We start from the raw sequence: 16,510 nt of genomic DNA, 5'->3' as shown, positions 1-16,510 counted from the left end.
TATGTTCACTATTTTCGCTCAATACCCGACGTTTCTCGTGTTCTTGGCCATCGTGCTGGCCATTGCGTTCACCATCGTGCTGATGCCGGCATGGATCAAGCTTTTGAAGTCGAGCCATATCGGGCAGCAGGTGCGTGCGGACGGGCCTGAAAGCCATCTGGTCAAGCAGGGCACGCCCACCATGGGCGGTGTCATCATGCTGGTGGCCGTTGTGGCGGTTGCTCTGCTGGTGGGCAAGCCTACGGCCGAGACGTTCGCGCTTGTGGGCGCTACCGTCCTGACCGGCGCGTTGGGGCTTATCGACGACGCGTCGAAGGTGGTCAAGGAGCGTTCCCTGGGCTTGACCCCGAAGGCCAAGCTGGTGGGCCAGTTCCTTATCGCTACGGTGTTCTGCCTGGTTGCGGTGAACTGGCTGCACGTTGCCCCCACGGTTGAGATCCCGTTCGTCTACACGTTCGACCTGGGCGTTCTGACCACGGTCGTGCCCGTTGGGGACGGTATCGCCATCCCTTGGCTGTACCTGGCGTTCGTGGACATCCTGCTGGTGGGCCTGTGCAACGCGGTGAACCTCACCGACGGGTTGGACGGCCTGGCGGCGGGAACGGTCATGATCGTCATGATCGTCATGGCGGCCATCGCGTACCGCTCCGACATGCTCGAGCCCGCCATCTTCGGTGCGGCGCTTGCGGGCGCGTGCATCGGCTTTCTGTGGTTCAACTCCTTCCCGGCCGACATCTTCATGGGCGACACGGGTTCGCTCGCTCTGGGCATGTCGCTTGGGTGCCTTGCGGTTCTCACCAAGTCCGAGTTCATCGTGCTCATCATCGGCGGCCTGTTCGTGGCCGAGGCGCTGTCGGTCATGATCCAGGTGCTGTACTACAAGAAAACGAAGAAGCGCATCTTCTTGATGGCTCCGTTGCACCACCATTTCGAGAAGAAGGGCTGGAGCGAAACGAAGGTGGTCGTGCGATTCTGGATCATCTCCGGCGTTCTGGCTGCAACGGGCTTCTCCCTGTACTTCGCCGAAACGCTCATGGCGGTGGCGTAGTCTATGGAGGATCGCGTGTACAGATCGCATTGCAAGCGCGCGCCGGAGAACTTGGGGCGCGTGCTCGTTTTGGGGCTTGGCAAAAGCGGGCGCGCGGTAGCCGATTATCTGGTTGCCGCGGGCGAGCGCGTCGAAAGCCTGACCGTGGCGGCGGGCGCGCGCACGGCGAGCGCCGAGGACGCTGCGGCTTCGCTTGCTTCGGCGGGCGCCGCAGTGCTGTTCGACCTCGATCGCATCGAGGGCGCGTTCGATCTTTGCATCGCCAGCCCCGGCATTCCCGAGGGGTCTTTGCTGTACCGCAGCGCCGCGCAGTGCAGCGCCGAGATCATCGGCGAGGTGGAGTTCGCTTGGCGCGAGAGCGCAGCCGACAGCCGTTGGGTGGCCATTACGGGCACGAACGGCAAGACCACGGTCACGGCTCTTGTCGCGCACCTGCTTCGCGCCGCCGGCATGAACGCGAAGGCCGTCGGCAACATAGGCGATACATGCTTGGAGGCCGTGGCGGGTGGCGACACCGACGTGTACGTGGCCGAAGTCTCGTCGTACCAGCTTGCGTCCACCGTCCGGTTCGCGCCGCAGGTGGCCGTGCTGCTCAACATCACGCCCGACCACCTGCATTGGCACGGCTCCTTGGAGGCGTACCGCGATGCAAAGCTGAAGATCCTCTCGAACCTTGCCGCCGTTCCGGAATCGGTTGCCGTGCTGGATGCCGCGAACGACGTCGTCCGGGCCGAGGTGCGCCGCCTGCGCGCGTTGGAGCCTGCGCAGCGCGGGTTCTCGTACGTGCCGCTGGGCACGAGCGCGGGCGTGCGCGGCGACATGCGCGCCGCATGCGGAAGCGAGAACGCGGCGTTTTTGGGACCTGATGGGTGGCTGCACGTGGCCGAAGGCCAGCATGACCGCGCCCTGGTTCCCGCCGAATCCCTGCTCATCAAAGGCGAGCACAACGTTTCGAACGCGCTTGCCGCAGCGGCGGCGGCGCTCGCGTTGGGCGCGGACGAGGCGAGCGTGGCCGCGGGCTTGCGCACGTTCGCGCCGCTTGAGCATCGCGTCGAGCCGTGCGGAAGCGTGCGCGGCGCGGCGTGCTACAACGATTCCAAGGCTACGAACGTCGACGCCACGCTCAAGGCGTTGGCGGCGTTTCCCGAGGCGCGCCCGATCGTTCTTCTGGGTGGCGACGACAAGGGCACCGACCTGGCTCCTCTGGTTGCCGCTGCGCACGAGCATGCGCGCGCGGCGGTGTGCTTCGGCGCGGCGGGCGCTCGGTTCGCCGACGCTTTCGCGGCCGCGTCGCCTGAAGCCCCTGCCGGTTTTGAGCTGTTGCGCGCAGGCGGCCTGGAGGCTGCGTTGGACGAAGCGCTTGCCGTCGCGCGCGCGGGCGACGTGGTGCTGTTGTCTCCGGCGTGCGCGTCGTTCGACGAGTTCGGCTCGTTCGAGGAGCGCGGCCGCGCATTCAAAAGCCTGGTAGCCGCTCGCGCAGCGGCGCTGGGCGCGTAGCGGGTCGGCTATGGCGCGCACGCGAAGCGACAGGCGGGACGCTCCCGCTCACATCATGGGTCCGCAGATCATCCTGCTTCTGACGGTTCTCGCCCTCATGCTCATCGGGTTCGTGATGATCTACTCCACGTCGGCGGTCATCACCTTGGCCAAAACGGGCGCGGACGGAGCCGGGAACTCGATGGCCGAAACCATCAACCAGATCAAGTTCGCCGTCGTCGGCGTGGTCTTGGCGGTGGTGATATGGAAGTTCGTGCCCGTGTCGCTATGGCGCAGCAACGTGGTATGGGCGCTGTGGGCCTTGGCGTTCCTGCTGCTCGTGGCCACGGCGGTGGCGGGCGTGGGCGACGAGGAATGGGGCGCTCGCCGCTGGCTCAGCATCGGCGGCTTCAGCTTGCAGGCGTCCGAGTTCGCCAAGATCGCGCTGATCTTGGTGGCGGCGCGCCTGTTCGCCGACTTCCGCGAGGGGCAGTACACCACAAGCGCGTTTTTGTGCCTGGTCGGTTTGCTGGTGGTGGCTCCGGTGCTCATGATCTTGGGCCCGCAATCCGACCTGGGAACCGCCATGATCTGCGTGGTGGGCATTCTGGCCGTCATGTGGCTGGGGGAGGTTCCGCTTCGGACCATGCTCATCGTGGTGGGCGTGGTGGTCGCGCTGGGCTTGATCGGCATCTTCGGATCGTCGTACCGCCGTGATCGCCTCATGGTGTTCCTGAATCCGTGGAACGACGGGCAGGGAGGCTTCGATACGGGGTACCAGCTGATCCACTCGCTTTACGCCCTGTCGGGCGGCGGCTTGTTCGGGCAGGGCTTGGGCAACTCCCATGAGAAGTACCTGTACCTTACCCAGGCCGACACCGACTTCATCTTCGCCATCATTGGCGAGGAGCTGGGCCTGGTGGGCGCGCTCGTGGTGGTGGCGCTGTTCTTGCTGCTGCTGTACGCGGGCATGCGCATAGCGGGATCGGCTTCCGACAACTTCGGCACCATGGTTGCCGGCGGTTGCACCATCATGATTGCGTTCCAAGCGTTTCTCAACATAGCCATGGTCATCGGGTGCTTTCCCGTGGTGGGAAAGCCGCTGCCCTTCGTGTCGTCGGGCGGATCGTCGCTGGTGGCCATGTTGATCATGGTCGGGATCATTTTGTCGGTGTCCCAAAGCGCGAACGGCCCCACGGTGTACGATCGCCGACGTGCCGATCTGCGCGTGGTGCGCGCCGCCGAGCCCAGCTTGGACGGCAGGGGCGAGGGGCGCGGGTCAAGATCGTTGTCTCGACGTGGCAGGAGGTAGCGTCATGCTTATCGTTTTATCCGGCGGCGGAACGGCCGGCCATATCAACCCCGCGCTTGCGCTGGCCGAAGAGCTGGAGAAGCGCGGATGCACCGTGCGCTTCGCCGGTACTCCGACAGGCGTCGAGTCGCGCCTGGTGCCCGCTGCGGGCATCGAGTTCAAAGCGTTCGAAGCGCAGGGTTTCGATCGAAGCCATCCGCTGACGCTGCCGAAAGCCGTCATGAAGATACAGAAGAGCACCGGTGAGGCCAAACGGTGGTTCGACGAGATCCAGCCTGACGCCGTGGTGGGCTTCGGCGGGTACGTGTGCATTCCGGTGGCGCGCGCCGCCGAGCAGCGCGACATCCCCGTGGTGGTGCACGAGCAGAATTCGGTTATGGGCATGGCGAACAAGTACCTTGCGAAGCGCGCTGCCGCCGTGTGCCTGACCTACGAGCGCGCGGCCGAGGCGCTTTCGGACAAGAGCCGGGTCAAGGTGACGGGCAACCCTGTGCGCTCAAGCGTGTTCGGGGCGACCCGCGCCGAGGGGCGCGCTGCCTTCGGCGTGCCCGACGATGCGCGCATGCTGCTGGTTACCGGCGGCAGCCTGGGCGCGCGCCATCTGAACCAAGCGGTGACGGCGCTCAAAGACGCGCTGCTTTCTTACGAGGATCTGCACGTGGTGCACGTCACCGGCCCGAAGGAGCTTGACGCGGTGACGGACGCGCTTTCCCTCAGCGAAGCCGAGGCTCGCCGCTGGCACCTGTACGGCTACACTGACCAGATGGGCTTGGCCATGGCGGCGGCCGACGCCATCGTCTCGCGTGCGGGCGCCACGTCGCTCGCCGAGATATCGGCGCGCGCCCTGCCTGCTTTGCTGGTTCCGTTCCCGTACGCCACCGAAGACCACCAGACCATGAACGCGCGCGCGTGCGTTGACGCCGGCGCTGCGTTCATGGTGGCCGACGCCGACGTGGAAGGCCCCGAATTCGAGCGCTTGCTGCGCACGCTCGTCGAAGATGCCGACGTGCGCGAGCGCATGGCCTGCGCGGCGCGGGCGCAGAAGACGAAAGACGCCGCCGCCCTTTTGGCGGACGCGGTCATGCAGGCTGCGTCGAGTCGAGGCTCAAAAGACGCTCGGTAGGGTACAATGGCGGTTCGCGAAAGACGAGAGGCAATCGAAGGACGAAAGATGGAAACAACGCGCATCGAACAGGTTCACTTCATCGGCGTGGGCGGGGTCGGCATGAGCGGCATCGCGCGCGTCGCGTTTGACCAGGGGATGCAGGTGAGCGGCTCGGACATCAAGGAAAGCCGCTACACCAAGCAGCTCAAAGACGCCGGCATCACGGTGCACGTCGGCCATGATGCGTCCAATATTCCCGCGGGGGATCCCGTGGTCGTCGTATCGACCGCCATCTTGGACAACAACCCCGAGCTGATCGCCGCCAAAGAGCGCGGACTGACCATCTGGCATCGTGCCCAGATGCTCGCCCACCTGGGCGTGGGCCTGGAGACGCTTGCCGTGGCCGGCACGCACGGCAAGACCACGACCTCGTCCATGCTCGCCAGCGTGCTGGACGGAATGGGCGAGGACCCCACGTTCCTCATCGGCGGCATCGTGCGCGCGTACGGCACCAACGCCCATTCGGGTGCGGGTCGTCATTACGTGGTCGAGGCCGACGAGTCCGACAAGTCCTTCAGGCACCTGTCCCCGAAGGCCGTCCTCGTGACCAACATCGAGGCCGATCACCTGGACCACTATCGCGATCTTGACGAGATCTACGAGAAGTTCGCCGCCTTCATCGCATCGGTGCCCGCCGACGAAGGCGTGGTCGTCGCATGCGGCGAAGACGAGGCTTTGGTGCAGCTGGCGCAGCAAGCCGACCGCAAGCTGGTCGTGTACGGCTTCGCCGAGGGGTGCGACGCGCGCATCACGTCCTACGAGCCTCATGGCGTGGGCAGCGACTTCGTGCTTTCCCTGCCCGACGGCCAGCAGGTTCGCGCGCATGTCAAGCAGAATCCCGGTCGGCACAACGTGCTGAACGCCGCCGGCGTGGTGGCGCTTTTGTGGGCGCTCGGCTACGATGCGCAGGCTGCGGCCGACGCGCTGAGCGGGTTTGCGGGCGTCAAGCGACGCTTCGACCTGATAGGGGAGGTGGCCGGCGTGACCGTCGTGGACGACTACGCGCACCATCCCACCGAGATCGCTGCCACGATCGAAGCTGCCTCGCGCTTGGGATTCTCGCACGTGCACGTGCTGTTCCAGCCGCATCGCTACTCGCGTGCGCCGCTGTTCACCGAGGTGCTTAAAGACGAGTTCGCGGCCGCGTTCGACGCTGCCGACGCCGTGACGTTCATGGACGTGTATCCGGCGGGCGAGGCTCCCGTCCCCGGCGTGTCCGGCAAGACGTTCTTGAACGTCGTGCTCGACCACGTCGGTCATCCGGAGGCGGCGTACGTTCCCCGCCGCATCGAGGTGGTTCCCTACCTGCTGTCCAAGCTGGGCGCGGGCGACCTGCTCATCACCATGGGCGCGGGCGACGTGACGGCTATCGGGCCGCAGCTGGTCGATGCGCTTGAGCGGGGCGTTGATCCGTCTGCAGCGGCTTCCGGCCAGGCCTCGCGGGCGTGATGCCTCGATGACCGCTCGCCATACCTCTCCGCTCGAGGCGCTGCTCGTCGACGACGCGTTCGACGGCGACGTGTACCCGGCAGAGCCTATGGCTCGCCATACCATGTACCGCATCGGAGGGCCGGCTCGCTTTTACGTGCAGGTGGCGTCCGTAGGCGCGCTCAAGCATCTTGTCGAGGTGTGCGAGGCGTCCGGCGTCCCCTGGGTTGCCGTCGGGCGCGGAAGCAACCTGCTGGTTTCCGACGAGGGCTATCCGGGCGTGGTGGTGACGCTGGGCCGCGATTTCCGCACGTGTCGCTTCGACGAGGACGCGAAGCGTTTCTGCGTAGGGGCCGGGGTGCCGCTGTCGTCGGTGGTGCAGGAGGCGTTTCGCCGTTCGCTCGCCGGGTTGGAATTCGCGGTGGGCACGCCGGGAACCGTGGGCGGCGCGTTGCGCATGAACGCGGGATCCCGCGACGAGTGGATTGGATCGCGCGTGGTTTCGGTGACCACGCTCGATGCTCGAAAAGGCCTGATGCGGCGCGCAGGGGACGAGATTTCCTGGGGGTATCGCTCCAGCTCGTTCGCTCCCGACGAGGTGATCGTGGAATGCGAACTTTCCGTAGAACCGGCCGACCCGTTCTACTTACGAGGTAAGATGGAGGCGTCGCATACGCGGCGCAAGAAGACGCAGCCTCTGTCGCTTCCTTCATGCGGCAGCGTGTTTCGCAACCCCGAAGGGGATTCCGCTGGCCGCCTTATCGAGGCGGTCGGTTTGAAGGGCTGCACGATCGGCGGAGCCCAGGTGTCCGAAGTTCATGCGAATTTCATCGTGAACAAGGGCACCGCGACTGCGCGCGACGTGATGGATCTGATCGAGCTGGCTAGATATAAGGTGTACGAAACGTATGGCATCGAATTACAACCGGAAGTCCGCTTCCTCGGGTTCTCGTAAGGCGTCTTCGCGCCCGCGGCGCTCGGCGGGCGCAAGCGCGCGGCCCGCTGCGCCTTCCCGCGGCGCGGCGAACCGTCCGGGCGGTCGTTCCTCGTCGTACGGCGGGGCTTATCGCGCTATGCCCGGCGGCCAGATGCCCAATCGCCGATCCGGTCAGAACCAGCCGCCGCTCACGTCCGTGCGCGTGGGCGACTTGGATCGTGCGCAGCGCTCTGCGCGCACGCAGCGCACGTATCGCCGCCATCTGGTTCGCATCGGCATTGCGGCCGCGTTCGTGGGCGCGCTCGTCATAGGTGGAGTAGGCGTCTACTATTCCAGCCTGTTCACCATCGAAAGCGTATCGGTGAAGGGCGTCGAGCACCTGACCGCCGAGGACATGCAGAACATGGCTGGAGTTCCGGCGGGCACCACGCTTTTGCGCGTGGACGCCTCCAAGATCAGGGACAACCTGCTGAAGAACTCCTGGGTGCAGGACGTGTCGGTGAATCGCATTTTCCCCGACACCTTGGAGCTGGCAGTGACCGAGCGCACCATCGAAGCCGTGGTGGAGGTGCCTACGCAAAACGCCGAGAAGACGCAGCCGTGGGCCATCGCGTCGGACGGCATGTGGCTCATGCCCATTCCCGACAGGGATTCGGAAGCCGGCAAGAAGACCAGCTCGAAGGTGTACGAGGACGCCGATTCCGTGCTGCGCATCACCGACGTGCCGTACGGAACCAAGCCGGAGGTGGGGGCGTACTGCACCGATGCCAACGTGAACAACGCGCTCGACATCGTTTCGGGAATGACAACCGAGCTTGCCGGTCGCGTGACCGCCGTCAAGGCTACGGAACGGGAGTCGACCACGCTCACCATCAAAGACGGTCCGGACATCGTCTTTGGAACCGCGGACAACATCCGTGAAAAGGAGAGAGTCTGTCTGGAAATCATGAAGCAGCATCCGGACGGCGTTGCCTACATCAACGTGCGCACCGTTGATCGCCCAACCTGGCGCGCTTCGTAAGTACGACGGGACGGCGAGACGTTACGCTCGCCGAACTATATGTGGACGTGCGGTTATCATTACCGCAGCGTAATTTGCAAATGGTTGATCATCGTGTACAATAACCGCACGTGAACGGTTCCCACGGAACAGAATCGCAGCATTTGAAAACGCAGCAGGTGTGGAGGAAACAATGCCAAACAATTTGGGTGATCATTTGGCGGTCATCAAGGTCGTCGGCGTCGGCGGCGGCGGCACGAATGCCGTGAACCGCATGGTCGAAGCGGGCGTGCGCGGCGTCGAATTCATCGCCGTCAACACCGATCGCCAGGCGCTGCTCATGTCGGATGCCGACAAGACGATCCACATCGGCGAAGAGCTGACGCGCGGTTTGGGCGCCGGTGCGAACCCCGAGGTGGGGTGCCAGGCGGCCGAGGAAAGCCGTGCGGAGATCCGCGAAGCGCTCGCCGAGGCGGACATGGTGTTCGTTACGGCTGGCGAAGGCGGCGGCACGGGTACGGGCGCTGCGCCTATCATCGCTGAAATCGCACGCGAGGAAATCGGCGCGCTGACGGTAGGTATCGTCACCAAGCCGTTCTCGTTCGAGGGACGCACGCGTCGCAACCAGGCTGAGCAGGGCATCGACCTGCTGTCCCAGAAGGTCGACACCCTCATCGTGATCCCGAACGATCGCCTTCTCGAGATCGTCGACAAGAAGACCAGCATGCTCGATGCGTTCCGCATCGCTGACGATACGTTGCGCCAGGGCATCCAGGGCGTAACCGACCTGATCACCATTCCGGGCCTTATCAACCTGGACTTCGCGGACATCCGCACCGTCATGAAGGACGCGGGCACGGCCATGATGGGCATCGGCCTGTCTTCGGGCGAGAACCGCGCTCTCGACGCCGCTCAGCAGGCTACGAACTCGAATCTGCTCGAGGCATCCATCGCCGGCGCGTCGCGCGTTTTGTTCTCTATCGCGGGTGGTCCCGACCTTACGCTGACCGAGGTTGACGAGGCTGCTCGTACGGTCGAGGCGTGCGCGGACGAGAACGCCAACATCATCTACGGCCAGATCATCGACGAGACCATGCAGGACCAGGTGCGCATCACCGTTATCGCTACGGGTTTCAAGATGGGCTCTGCGCAGCAGTCCGCCATGGACTTCTCGCGTAAGGACCTGTTCGCATCGACGTCCGCTCCGGAGCCTGCTCCCCAGTCGGTCCCGATGTCGTCGTACTCCTCGCGCACGAACGCATCCGGTCGTTTCGCCGACGAGGACTACATTCCCGACTTCCTGAAGCGCCAGCATTAAGAGCGGCCGCCGAATGGTTGCGACCGAGCAGCTGCCCAGTCCGCTTTTGAACGCGCGCCGTTTCGGCGCGCGTTGTCTTCCTGCGCTTACCGACGACAGGCTGTATGAGAACATCGGCGTGCGCGTTGCTTTCACGGGCCGCGAGGGCGGCGTGAGCAAGGGCCCGTACGCATCGCTGAATCTAGGTTCCCACGTGGAGGACGATCTTTCTTCCGTGCAGGAGAACCGCAGCATCCTGCTTGAAGCCCTTGGCGCTTCGGATGCCCGGCTCGTCATGGCGAACCAGGTGCACGGCGATACGCTGGTATGCATCGAGGATGCATCCGCACCGCTTGTCGACGAGGCTTGCACGCAGGCCCAAAAGGGAGCCGATGCGCTGGTAGTCGGGGCTCGCGGCGTTGCGGCGCTGCTGTGCTTCGCCGATTGCGTGCCCGTCGTGATCGTGTCTCCTACGGGGCGTTTCGCCGTGGTGCATGCGGGGTGGCGCGGCGTGATGAACGGCGTGGCTGCGAAAGCTGCGGAAACGCTGGCGCAGCTTGATCGCCCTCGTTTGGGAGCAGGCGCTTCGAGCGAGTACAACGTGTACGTAGGCCCTCATATTCGCACATGCTGCTTTGAAACCGGCACGGACGTGCGCGATCGGTTCGCTGCTCGATTCGGAAGCGGCTGCATCGCGGACAACGGTCATGTCAGCCTGGTGAAGGCCCTTTCCGTCGGCTTGGAAGAGGTGGGCGTTTCCCCGCATCGCATCGTGGATGCGGGCGTATGCACCCAGTGCTCGCATGAGGAGTATTTCTCGTATCGCGCGTCAGGCGGCGTGTGCGGCCGGCACGGTGCGATCGCGTATAGGAAGGCAAGGTAGGCATGGGCTTCAAAGAACGCTACGAACGTACGCTGGCCGATCTTGCGGCAAGCTGCCGGGACGCCGGGCGCGACCCTCGCGAGGTTCGCTTGGTGGCTGTCTCCAAAACGGTGGGCGTGGCCGAAGTGGCTGCCGCGCTCAAGGCCGGGGCCTGCGATTTCGGCGAGAATCGGCCGGACATGCTTATGGAGAAGGCCGAAGCTTTCCCGAACGCTACCTGGCATTTCATAGGGAACATCCAGTCGCGCAGGATCGGCGACATCGTGGCGCATGCATCGCTTGTCCATTCGCTGCATCAAGAGCGGCATCTGGCTAAGTTCGACGCTGCCGCAGCCGAGGCGGGGAAGGTGCAGGACGTGCTCTTGGAGGTCAACGTGTCGGGCGAGGCCAGCAAAAGCGGCCTTGCGCCCAACGAGGTTGTCCCCATGCTCGCGCGGTGCGCGGATTTCCCGCATGTGCGCGTGCGGGGGCTCATGACGATGGCTCCGCAGGGAGATCTTGACGCGGCGCGCGCGTGCTTCGAGGATCTTGCGCGTTTGCGCGACGAGGTGCGCGGTACTCTCGATGCGCAGCGAGCAGCGGTTTTCGATGAACTTTCTATGGGTATGAGCGAGGATTGGCACGAGGCCGTTCTTGCAGGCGCTACCATAGTGCGCATCGGTCGAGCCCTGTTCGACGAGGAATTCGAAGCAACGCACGCGTGAGAGCGCGACGCGAACCGAAACAGTTTGCAGCGGCGGCGCGACCGTCGGAAATGAAACGAAGCAGGTGAACGGTATGGAGTTGCCAAAGATGAAGAAGTCCGGGGGCGGCGGGATGCTCGACGGGATCAAATCGAAGCTCGGCTTTGCCGATGCGAACCAAGAGTACGACGACGGTTATTACGACCGCGGCTACGATGATCGGAGCTTCCAAGACGACTTCGACGGCGATTACGCCGGGGACTACGGCGAGTACGGCCCCGATTATCGCGAGGATGCAAGCCTGGGCGGTGACGCGCCGGCATCCAAGTACGATCCGTACGCGCCGGTTACCACGCGTCCGGCGCGCTCGTCGAGTCGCGCGTCGGCGCGCAGCGCAGGGTTCACCCCGCCGAAGCTCGTCTCCATCGACGACGTGCGTGCGCACACCCAGGTTCCCGAAAGTCTCAACCGGGATCCGCTGCCGCAGCGCCGCGTGAGCTCGATTTCGTCGGCGGCTTCGTACCGCAGCGATCGCACGATGGTCGACGCGGCAACTTCCGCTCCGGCCAACACGCCGAACGCGCGCGCCGCAGCCGCTCAGAACCGCGAGCGCTCCGAAAGCTTGAACTCGCTGTTCACGTCTACGGCTCCCGATCCGGTCTTGGACGCCGCGCCCGCAGCCGCGGGCGCAAGGTCGAACGCCACCGTGGCGACGGCTGTCGCCAATCCCGGCGCTGGCGTAACCGCTCCCGCGCCTGTTGTCGCGGCTGCTCCTGCGCGCGCCATCACGTTGCTCAAGCCTGCCAGCTACGGTGAGGCGGAGCGCGTCGCGAAGGCCCTCAAGGAAGGCGACGCGGTGGTCATCGCTTTGCGTAACACGCCCGATCATCTGTCGAAGCGCATTCTCGATTTCGCGTTCGGCGTGTCGTGCGCGCTTGACGCAAGCGTCGACTGCATTGCCGACAAGGTGTTCGTCATCACGCGCGGTGCCGCTCTCAGCGAAGCCGAGAAGGCCGCGTTGCGCAATCAGGGCGTGCTGTAATGGCGCGCGCGAGCGTTTCCCGCATCGCCGTCATCGGCGGCGGAAAGATGGGCGAGGCCATCATGGGCGGCTGGATAGCCGGTTCCTCTGCGCCCGCCGATGCGTTCGACGCATCCGTTTTCGTGGTTGCCGATCCCGGCCAAGAGCGCCGCGACTATTTGTCCGAGCGCTATCGCGTTGCCTGCGTGGCGGATGCGAGCGCGGTGGAGGGTGACGTCGATCTTGTGCTTTTAGCCGTTAAGCCGCAGGTTATGATGGATGTGCTGGAGGGAATTGCCAGCCAGCCTTCGTTTGCGGGCGGGGTCGAGGGCCCTTTGTTCGTGTCCATTGCCGCAGGGCTTTCGACCGAGCGCTTGGAAGCCGTCCTGCCGGCGGGCGCGCGACTGGTGCGCGTCATGCCGAACACGCCGCTTTTGGTGGGTGCCGGCGCGACCACGGTTGCCGCGGGCTCGCAGGCGTCTTCGGCCGATGTGGAGCTGGTGCACGGTCTGTTCGCCTGCTTGGGCGAAGCGTACGTCGTCGACGAGGAAGCCATGGACGCCGCAGGTGCCGTGAGCGGCTCCGGTCCGGCGTACGTGGCCGCTATGATAGAAGCGCTGCGCGACGCTGGCGCGAGGCAGGGGCTCGATCCTCAGCTTGCCGAAGCGCTTGCGCTGCAAACCGTGTACGGAACGGCTTCGCTCATGAAGGAGACGGGGCAGGACCCCGCCACCACGCGCGTTGCCGTGTGCAGTCCCGGAGGCACCACGTTGGCGGCGCTCGCCGCTATGGACGAGGCCGGGTTCTCGCACGTGTTCGATGCCGGCGTTGACGCCGCCGTCCGCCGATCGAAGGAGCTTTCTGCATGTTGAGTTTGAAGTACCTGATCATTTCCATCGCCGACGTTTACAGCATGGTGCTGTTCGTGTACGTGATGATGTCCTGGCTTCCTACCGATCGCGGTATCCTGGCCGACATCAACAACGTGCTCGCAAAGCTGTGCGATCCGTACCTCAACCTGTTCAGGAAGCTGATTCCCCCGCTTGGAGGTATAGTGGACGTTACTCCCATCATTGCCCTGCTTGTATTACAATTAGGAGTACGTTTACTGATTGGCTTGTTCTAACGCGTACAATCGTGCCTGCTTGCAGTGTGCGTACTGGATGAAGGGAATAACAGATGGCTATCACCTCGGCTGAGATCCACAACCAGAGCTTCTCGATCGACCGCAAGGGATACGACGTCGATGAAGTGGACGTGTTCCTCGAGCACGTTGCCGACGAGATCGATGGCATGAACGCCCAGATCATTCAGCTTGAAAACCAGCTGGATGACCGCAAGTTCGACGGGTTCGACACGCCGGCTCGCACGGTTGAGATGCCGGTCGTCGACGACAGCCTGCTTGCCGAAAAGGACGAGCGCATCGCCGACCTGGAGCGCCAGCTTGAGGCGAAGAAGGCTGATGACAACGCCATCGCTCAGGCGCTCATCATCGCGCAGCGCTCTGCCGACGAGATTATCGCCAACGCGAACGCCCAGTCTGCGGCCACCATCAAGGATGCCGAAGAAGAGGCGCAGCGCATCATCGACAAAGCCGAGAACGAGAAGCAGAAGGTTCTCGACGCCATCAAGAAGCTCGAGGACGATCGCGAGGATTCTCGCGAGGAGTACCAGGAGCTGCTTACGGACTTCATCAGCGACGCAACGCGCAAGCTGGCCGAAATCGGCGGCTCGCTGCCTACCGGCGGCATCGCGCTGCCCGCAAGCGCTCATGCGCGCGTGTCCGCACCTGCCGAAGCGGCGTCTACGGGTCGCGTGACGTCTCCGGCGCAGGCTCCCATCAACCGCGACGGTGCGGGCGCCTACACCGCTCCTCAGCCGACGACGGGCGCGGTGGTTGCTCCGGCAACTCCCAGGCCGTCGGGCGCAGAGAAGGACCTTTCGGGCTTCGGCGACGCCGACGACGCTTTCGAGTTCGAAGATCTGGACTAGTTCTTGCCGGCCTCGAGCCGGTGAACCTGCTTGACGTTGCGAAGCCCCCGCGCTCCGTTTCGTTGCCGCAGACCCCCGTTCGTGCGTACGTGCATGGGCAGGGATTGCGCGACGGATTCGGATGCGCGGGGGCTTTTGCCGTTCCTTGGTGCCGTTTACGTTGGTTTTCAGTCTATTCCCAGGGATTTTCCCGGTATTTGTTGCCATCTTTTGAAAACCGTTGACGATGACGCTACGTCATCGCCTATGCTCGGACACGTGAACGCGCGGGGGCGTGTTTGCCAGGACGAGTACGTGGCAGCCTAGCGAGCTGCCGCAAAGGAGCATCCATGACCGATCCGAACTACCTGACTGTAGGAGAGCTGGCGCGGCGCGTCGGGGTGACGGTGCGCACTATCCAGTACTACGATCAGCAAGGCTTGCTGTCGCCTTCTGCGAAGGGGCCTCAAAACCAGCGCCTGTACACCGACGCCAACGTGAAAGACCTGTATCGTATTCTGACCTTGAAGTACCTGGGCTTGTCGCTCACTCAGATCAAATCCGACGCAGCTCTTTACCAGCAGGCCGCCGCGGTGCAGGATCTTGCGGATGCGCAGATGGATGCTATCGAAGAGCAGTTCCTTTCCCTGTTCAAGCGCATGACCACGCTTCGTGCGCTGCATGATGAAGCGCAGAGCGCGCATGACGTCGACTGGGCGCGCATGGCCGAGGCGGTCGAGCGCTGTCAGGACGAAAGCCGCTTTTTCTGGAGGCTCACCTGCATCCGCGACGACGCGCCGCCGCAGGAAGCCGAGGAGCGGATCGCTCGCGGCGAGTCCGTGTCGAAGTGGCACGAATTGATTGCCGACACCATTCGCCAGATGCCCGCGCGCGAGTCCTTGACCAGCCCGCGGAACCAGGATCTTGCGCGGCGGTACCTGGAGCTCGAGGATTCGCAGGACGCCGCCCATGCGGAAGCGAACTTCATCCTTATGGAGAACATGGCCCCGCATGCTCATGGAGACGGCTCGTTCGACGAGTTGCGCCAGGCCGTGTTCGACCACCTTGAGGCTGTGGTGGCCGCGTATCAAAACTATTCCGGGCCGGTCGAGTAGCCGTGCCGAGCGCGACGTTCAGGAGCGGAGACGTCTCTCCTCCATCTCCGACCCGTTCCTGAACGTCGCGGATTTTACCCGTGTTCCAAGCTGAAGGACGGCGTGCGCCGCCCCTGGCTTTGCATACCCTGGACTTGAAAGGAACCGCCCATGATCGTGTCGTGGATGACGACGAACAAGTGCAATCTCAAGTGCGTGCACTGTTACCAGGATGCCGAGGAGGCAACCGATCGGGAGCTTTCGACCGAGGAAGCCTTCGCCATGATCGAGCAGATCGCACGCGCCGGATTCAAGATCATGATCTTCTCGGGCGGCGAGCCGCTCATGCGCCCGGATATCTATCAGCTGGTGTCGCATGCGGCTTCGCTTGGCTTGCGGCCCGTGTTCGGCTCGAACGGCACGCTTATCACGCCCGAAGTGGCCCAGCGCCTCAAAGACGCGGGCGCTTGCGCCATGGGGATCAGCGTGGACAGTTTGGACGCTGCCAAACATGACAAGTTTCGCGGGCTGGAGCATGCCTACGATCTGACGATGGGCGGCATCGAGGCATGCAAGAGCGTAGGGTTGCCGTTTCAGCTGCACACGACCGTGGTCGACTGGAACCGTGACGAGGTGTGCGACATCACCGATTTCGCCGTGCAGGCAGGCGCCATCGCCCATTACGTGTTCTTCCTCATCCCCGTCGGGCGCGGGAAGTTCATTCAGGAGACCAGCTTGCACGTGCTTGAGAACGAGCGCCTGCTCAAAGACATCATGACGAAAGCCGCCGAAGTTCCCATCGACGTGAAGCCTACGTGCGCGCCGCAGTTCACGCGCGTGGCGAAGCAGCTTGGAGTGGACACGCGCTTCGAGCGCGGATGCCTGGCGGGGCTGACCTACTGCGTGATCGGCAGCGAGGGCATCGTGCGACCCTGCGCGTACATGACCGAGGAAGCCGGCGATGTGCGGCAGACGCCCTTCGACGAGATCTGGAGGACGAGCCCCGTGTTCGAGCAGCTGCGGACCCAGGCATATTCCGGCGCATGCGGCACCTGCGACTACGCGCAGGGCTGCGGCGGATGCCGGGCGCGTGCGGCGTACTATCACGACGGGGACATTCTGGCGCAAGACGACTATTGCGCGCACGGGCTTCAGCTGGATGATCCAATGTGCCAGCCGGCGTAGAGCTTGTTGG

At 64.2% G+C, this 16,510-nt stretch carries 16 protein-coding genes; all 16 read left to right on the top strand.

Features of this window, described 5'->3' with window-relative positions; genetic code table 11:
• Position 1: 1 nt before the first annotated feature.
• The gene (mraY, locus tag ACTQZK_RS11820; protein ID WP_441899695.1) at positions 2-1,048 is read left to right on the top strand and encodes a phospho-N-acetylmuramoyl-pentapeptide-transferase; all 1,047 of its coding nucleotides are present in this window, start codon (positions 2-4) and stop codon (positions 1,046-1,048) included.
• Positions 1,049-1,063: 15 nt separating this feature from the next.
• A complete protein-coding gene (murD, locus tag ACTQZK_RS11815; protein WP_428421932.1) occupies positions 1,064-2,545 on the top strand; it encodes a UDP-N-acetylmuramoyl-L-alanine--D-glutamate ligase in 1,482 nt (493 codons plus the stop codon).
• Positions 2,546-2,555: 10 nt separating this feature from the next.
• Positions 2,556-3,836 (top strand): FtsW/RodA/SpoVE family cell cycle protein, encoded by a 1,281-nt coding sequence (locus ACTQZK_RS11810; protein ID WP_418830439.1) that lies wholly within the window; start codon positions 2,556-2,558, stop codon positions 3,834-3,836.
• 4 nt (positions 3,837-3,840) lie between these two features.
• Positions 3,841-4,959 carry an undecaprenyldiphospho-muramoylpentapeptide beta-N-acetylglucosaminyltransferase gene (gene murG, locus ACTQZK_RS11805; RefSeq protein WP_428421930.1) on the top strand — a complete coding sequence of 373 codons (1,119 nt, stop codon included), beginning with the start codon at positions 3,841-3,843 and terminating at the stop codon, positions 4,957-4,959.
• A 48-nt stretch (positions 4,960-5,007) separates the two neighbouring features.
• The gene (murC, locus tag ACTQZK_RS11800; RefSeq protein ID WP_114567206.1) at positions 5,008-6,450 is read left to right on the top strand and encodes a UDP-N-acetylmuramate--L-alanine ligase; all 1,443 of its coding nucleotides are present in this window, start codon (positions 5,008-5,010) and stop codon (positions 6,448-6,450) included.
• A gap of 7 nt (positions 6,451-6,457) precedes the next feature.
• Positions 6,458-7,384: a UDP-N-acetylmuramate dehydrogenase gene (murB, locus tag ACTQZK_RS11795; protein ID WP_114567207.1), complete on the top strand. Its 927-nt coding sequence runs from the start codon at positions 6,458-6,460 to the stop codon at positions 7,382-7,384.
• The gene (locus ACTQZK_RS11790) at positions 7,338-8,387 is read left to right on the top strand and encodes a cell division protein FtsQ/DivIB (protein WP_114567208.1); all 1,050 of its coding nucleotides are present in this window, start codon (positions 7,338-7,340) and stop codon (positions 8,385-8,387) included. Before murB ends, ACTQZK_RS11790 begins: the two co-directional genes overlap by 47 nt.
• A 172-nt stretch (positions 8,388-8,559) precedes the next feature.
• On the top strand, positions 8,560-9,684 hold the full coding sequence (gene ftsZ, locus ACTQZK_RS11785) for a cell division protein FtsZ (RefSeq protein WP_114567209.1): 1,125 nt from the start codon (positions 8,560-8,562) through the stop codon (positions 9,682-9,684).
• Between the two features lie 13 nt (positions 9,685-9,697).
• Positions 9,698-10,546, top strand: coding sequence for a polyphenol oxidase family protein (locus ACTQZK_RS11780; protein ID WP_114567210.1), 849 nt, complete (start codon positions 9,698-9,700; stop codon positions 10,544-10,546).
• A 2-nt stretch (positions 10,547-10,548) separates the two neighbouring features.
• On the top strand, positions 10,549-11,250 hold the full coding sequence (locus ACTQZK_RS11775) for a YggS family pyridoxal phosphate-dependent enzyme (protein WP_114567211.1): 702 nt from the start codon (positions 10,549-10,551) through the stop codon (positions 11,248-11,250).
• Between the two features lie 73 nt (positions 11,251-11,323).
• A complete protein-coding gene (gene sepF, locus ACTQZK_RS11770; protein ID WP_114567212.1) occupies positions 11,324-12,271 on the top strand; it encodes a cell division protein SepF in 948 nt (315 codons plus the stop codon).
• Positions 12,271-13,122 (top strand): pyrroline-5-carboxylate reductase, encoded by an 852-nt coding sequence (gene proC / locus ACTQZK_RS11765; RefSeq protein ID WP_428421923.1) that lies wholly within the window; start codon positions 12,271-12,273, stop codon positions 13,120-13,122. Before sepF ends, proC begins: the two co-directional genes overlap by 1 nt.
• Entirely contained in the window at positions 13,116-13,376 is a 261-nt protein-coding gene (locus ACTQZK_RS11760) for a YggT family protein (protein ID WP_114567214.1), read from the top strand. Before proC ends, ACTQZK_RS11760 begins: the two co-directional genes overlap by 7 nt.
• 53 nt (positions 13,377-13,429) lie before the next feature.
• Positions 13,430-14,242 carry a DivIVA domain-containing protein gene (locus ACTQZK_RS11755; RefSeq protein ID WP_114567215.1) on the top strand — a complete coding sequence of 271 codons (813 nt, stop codon included), beginning with the start codon at positions 13,430-13,432 and terminating at the stop codon, positions 14,240-14,242.
• 329 nt (positions 14,243-14,571) lie between these two features.
• A complete protein-coding gene (locus ACTQZK_RS11750; RefSeq protein ID WP_441899694.1) occupies positions 14,572-15,336 on the top strand; it encodes a MerR family transcriptional regulator in 765 nt (254 codons plus the stop codon).
• Between the two features lie 150 nt (positions 15,337-15,486).
• On the top strand, positions 15,487-16,500 hold the full coding sequence (gene nirJ2 / locus ACTQZK_RS11745; RefSeq protein ID WP_114567217.1) for a putative heme d1 biosynthesis radical SAM protein NirJ2: 1,014 nt from the start codon (positions 15,487-15,489) through the stop codon (positions 16,498-16,500).
• The last annotated feature ends 10 nt before the right edge of the window (positions 16,501-16,510 follow it).

The organism is Paraeggerthella sp. LCP19S3_G8 (assembly GCF_052119225.1).
Taxonomy (GTDB): domain Bacteria; phylum Actinomycetota; class Coriobacteriia; order Coriobacteriales; family Eggerthellaceae; genus Paraeggerthella; species Paraeggerthella hominis.
The sequence above is the reverse complement of the archived record's forward strand: the minus strand, read 5'-3'. Positions and strand labels throughout refer to the sequence as shown.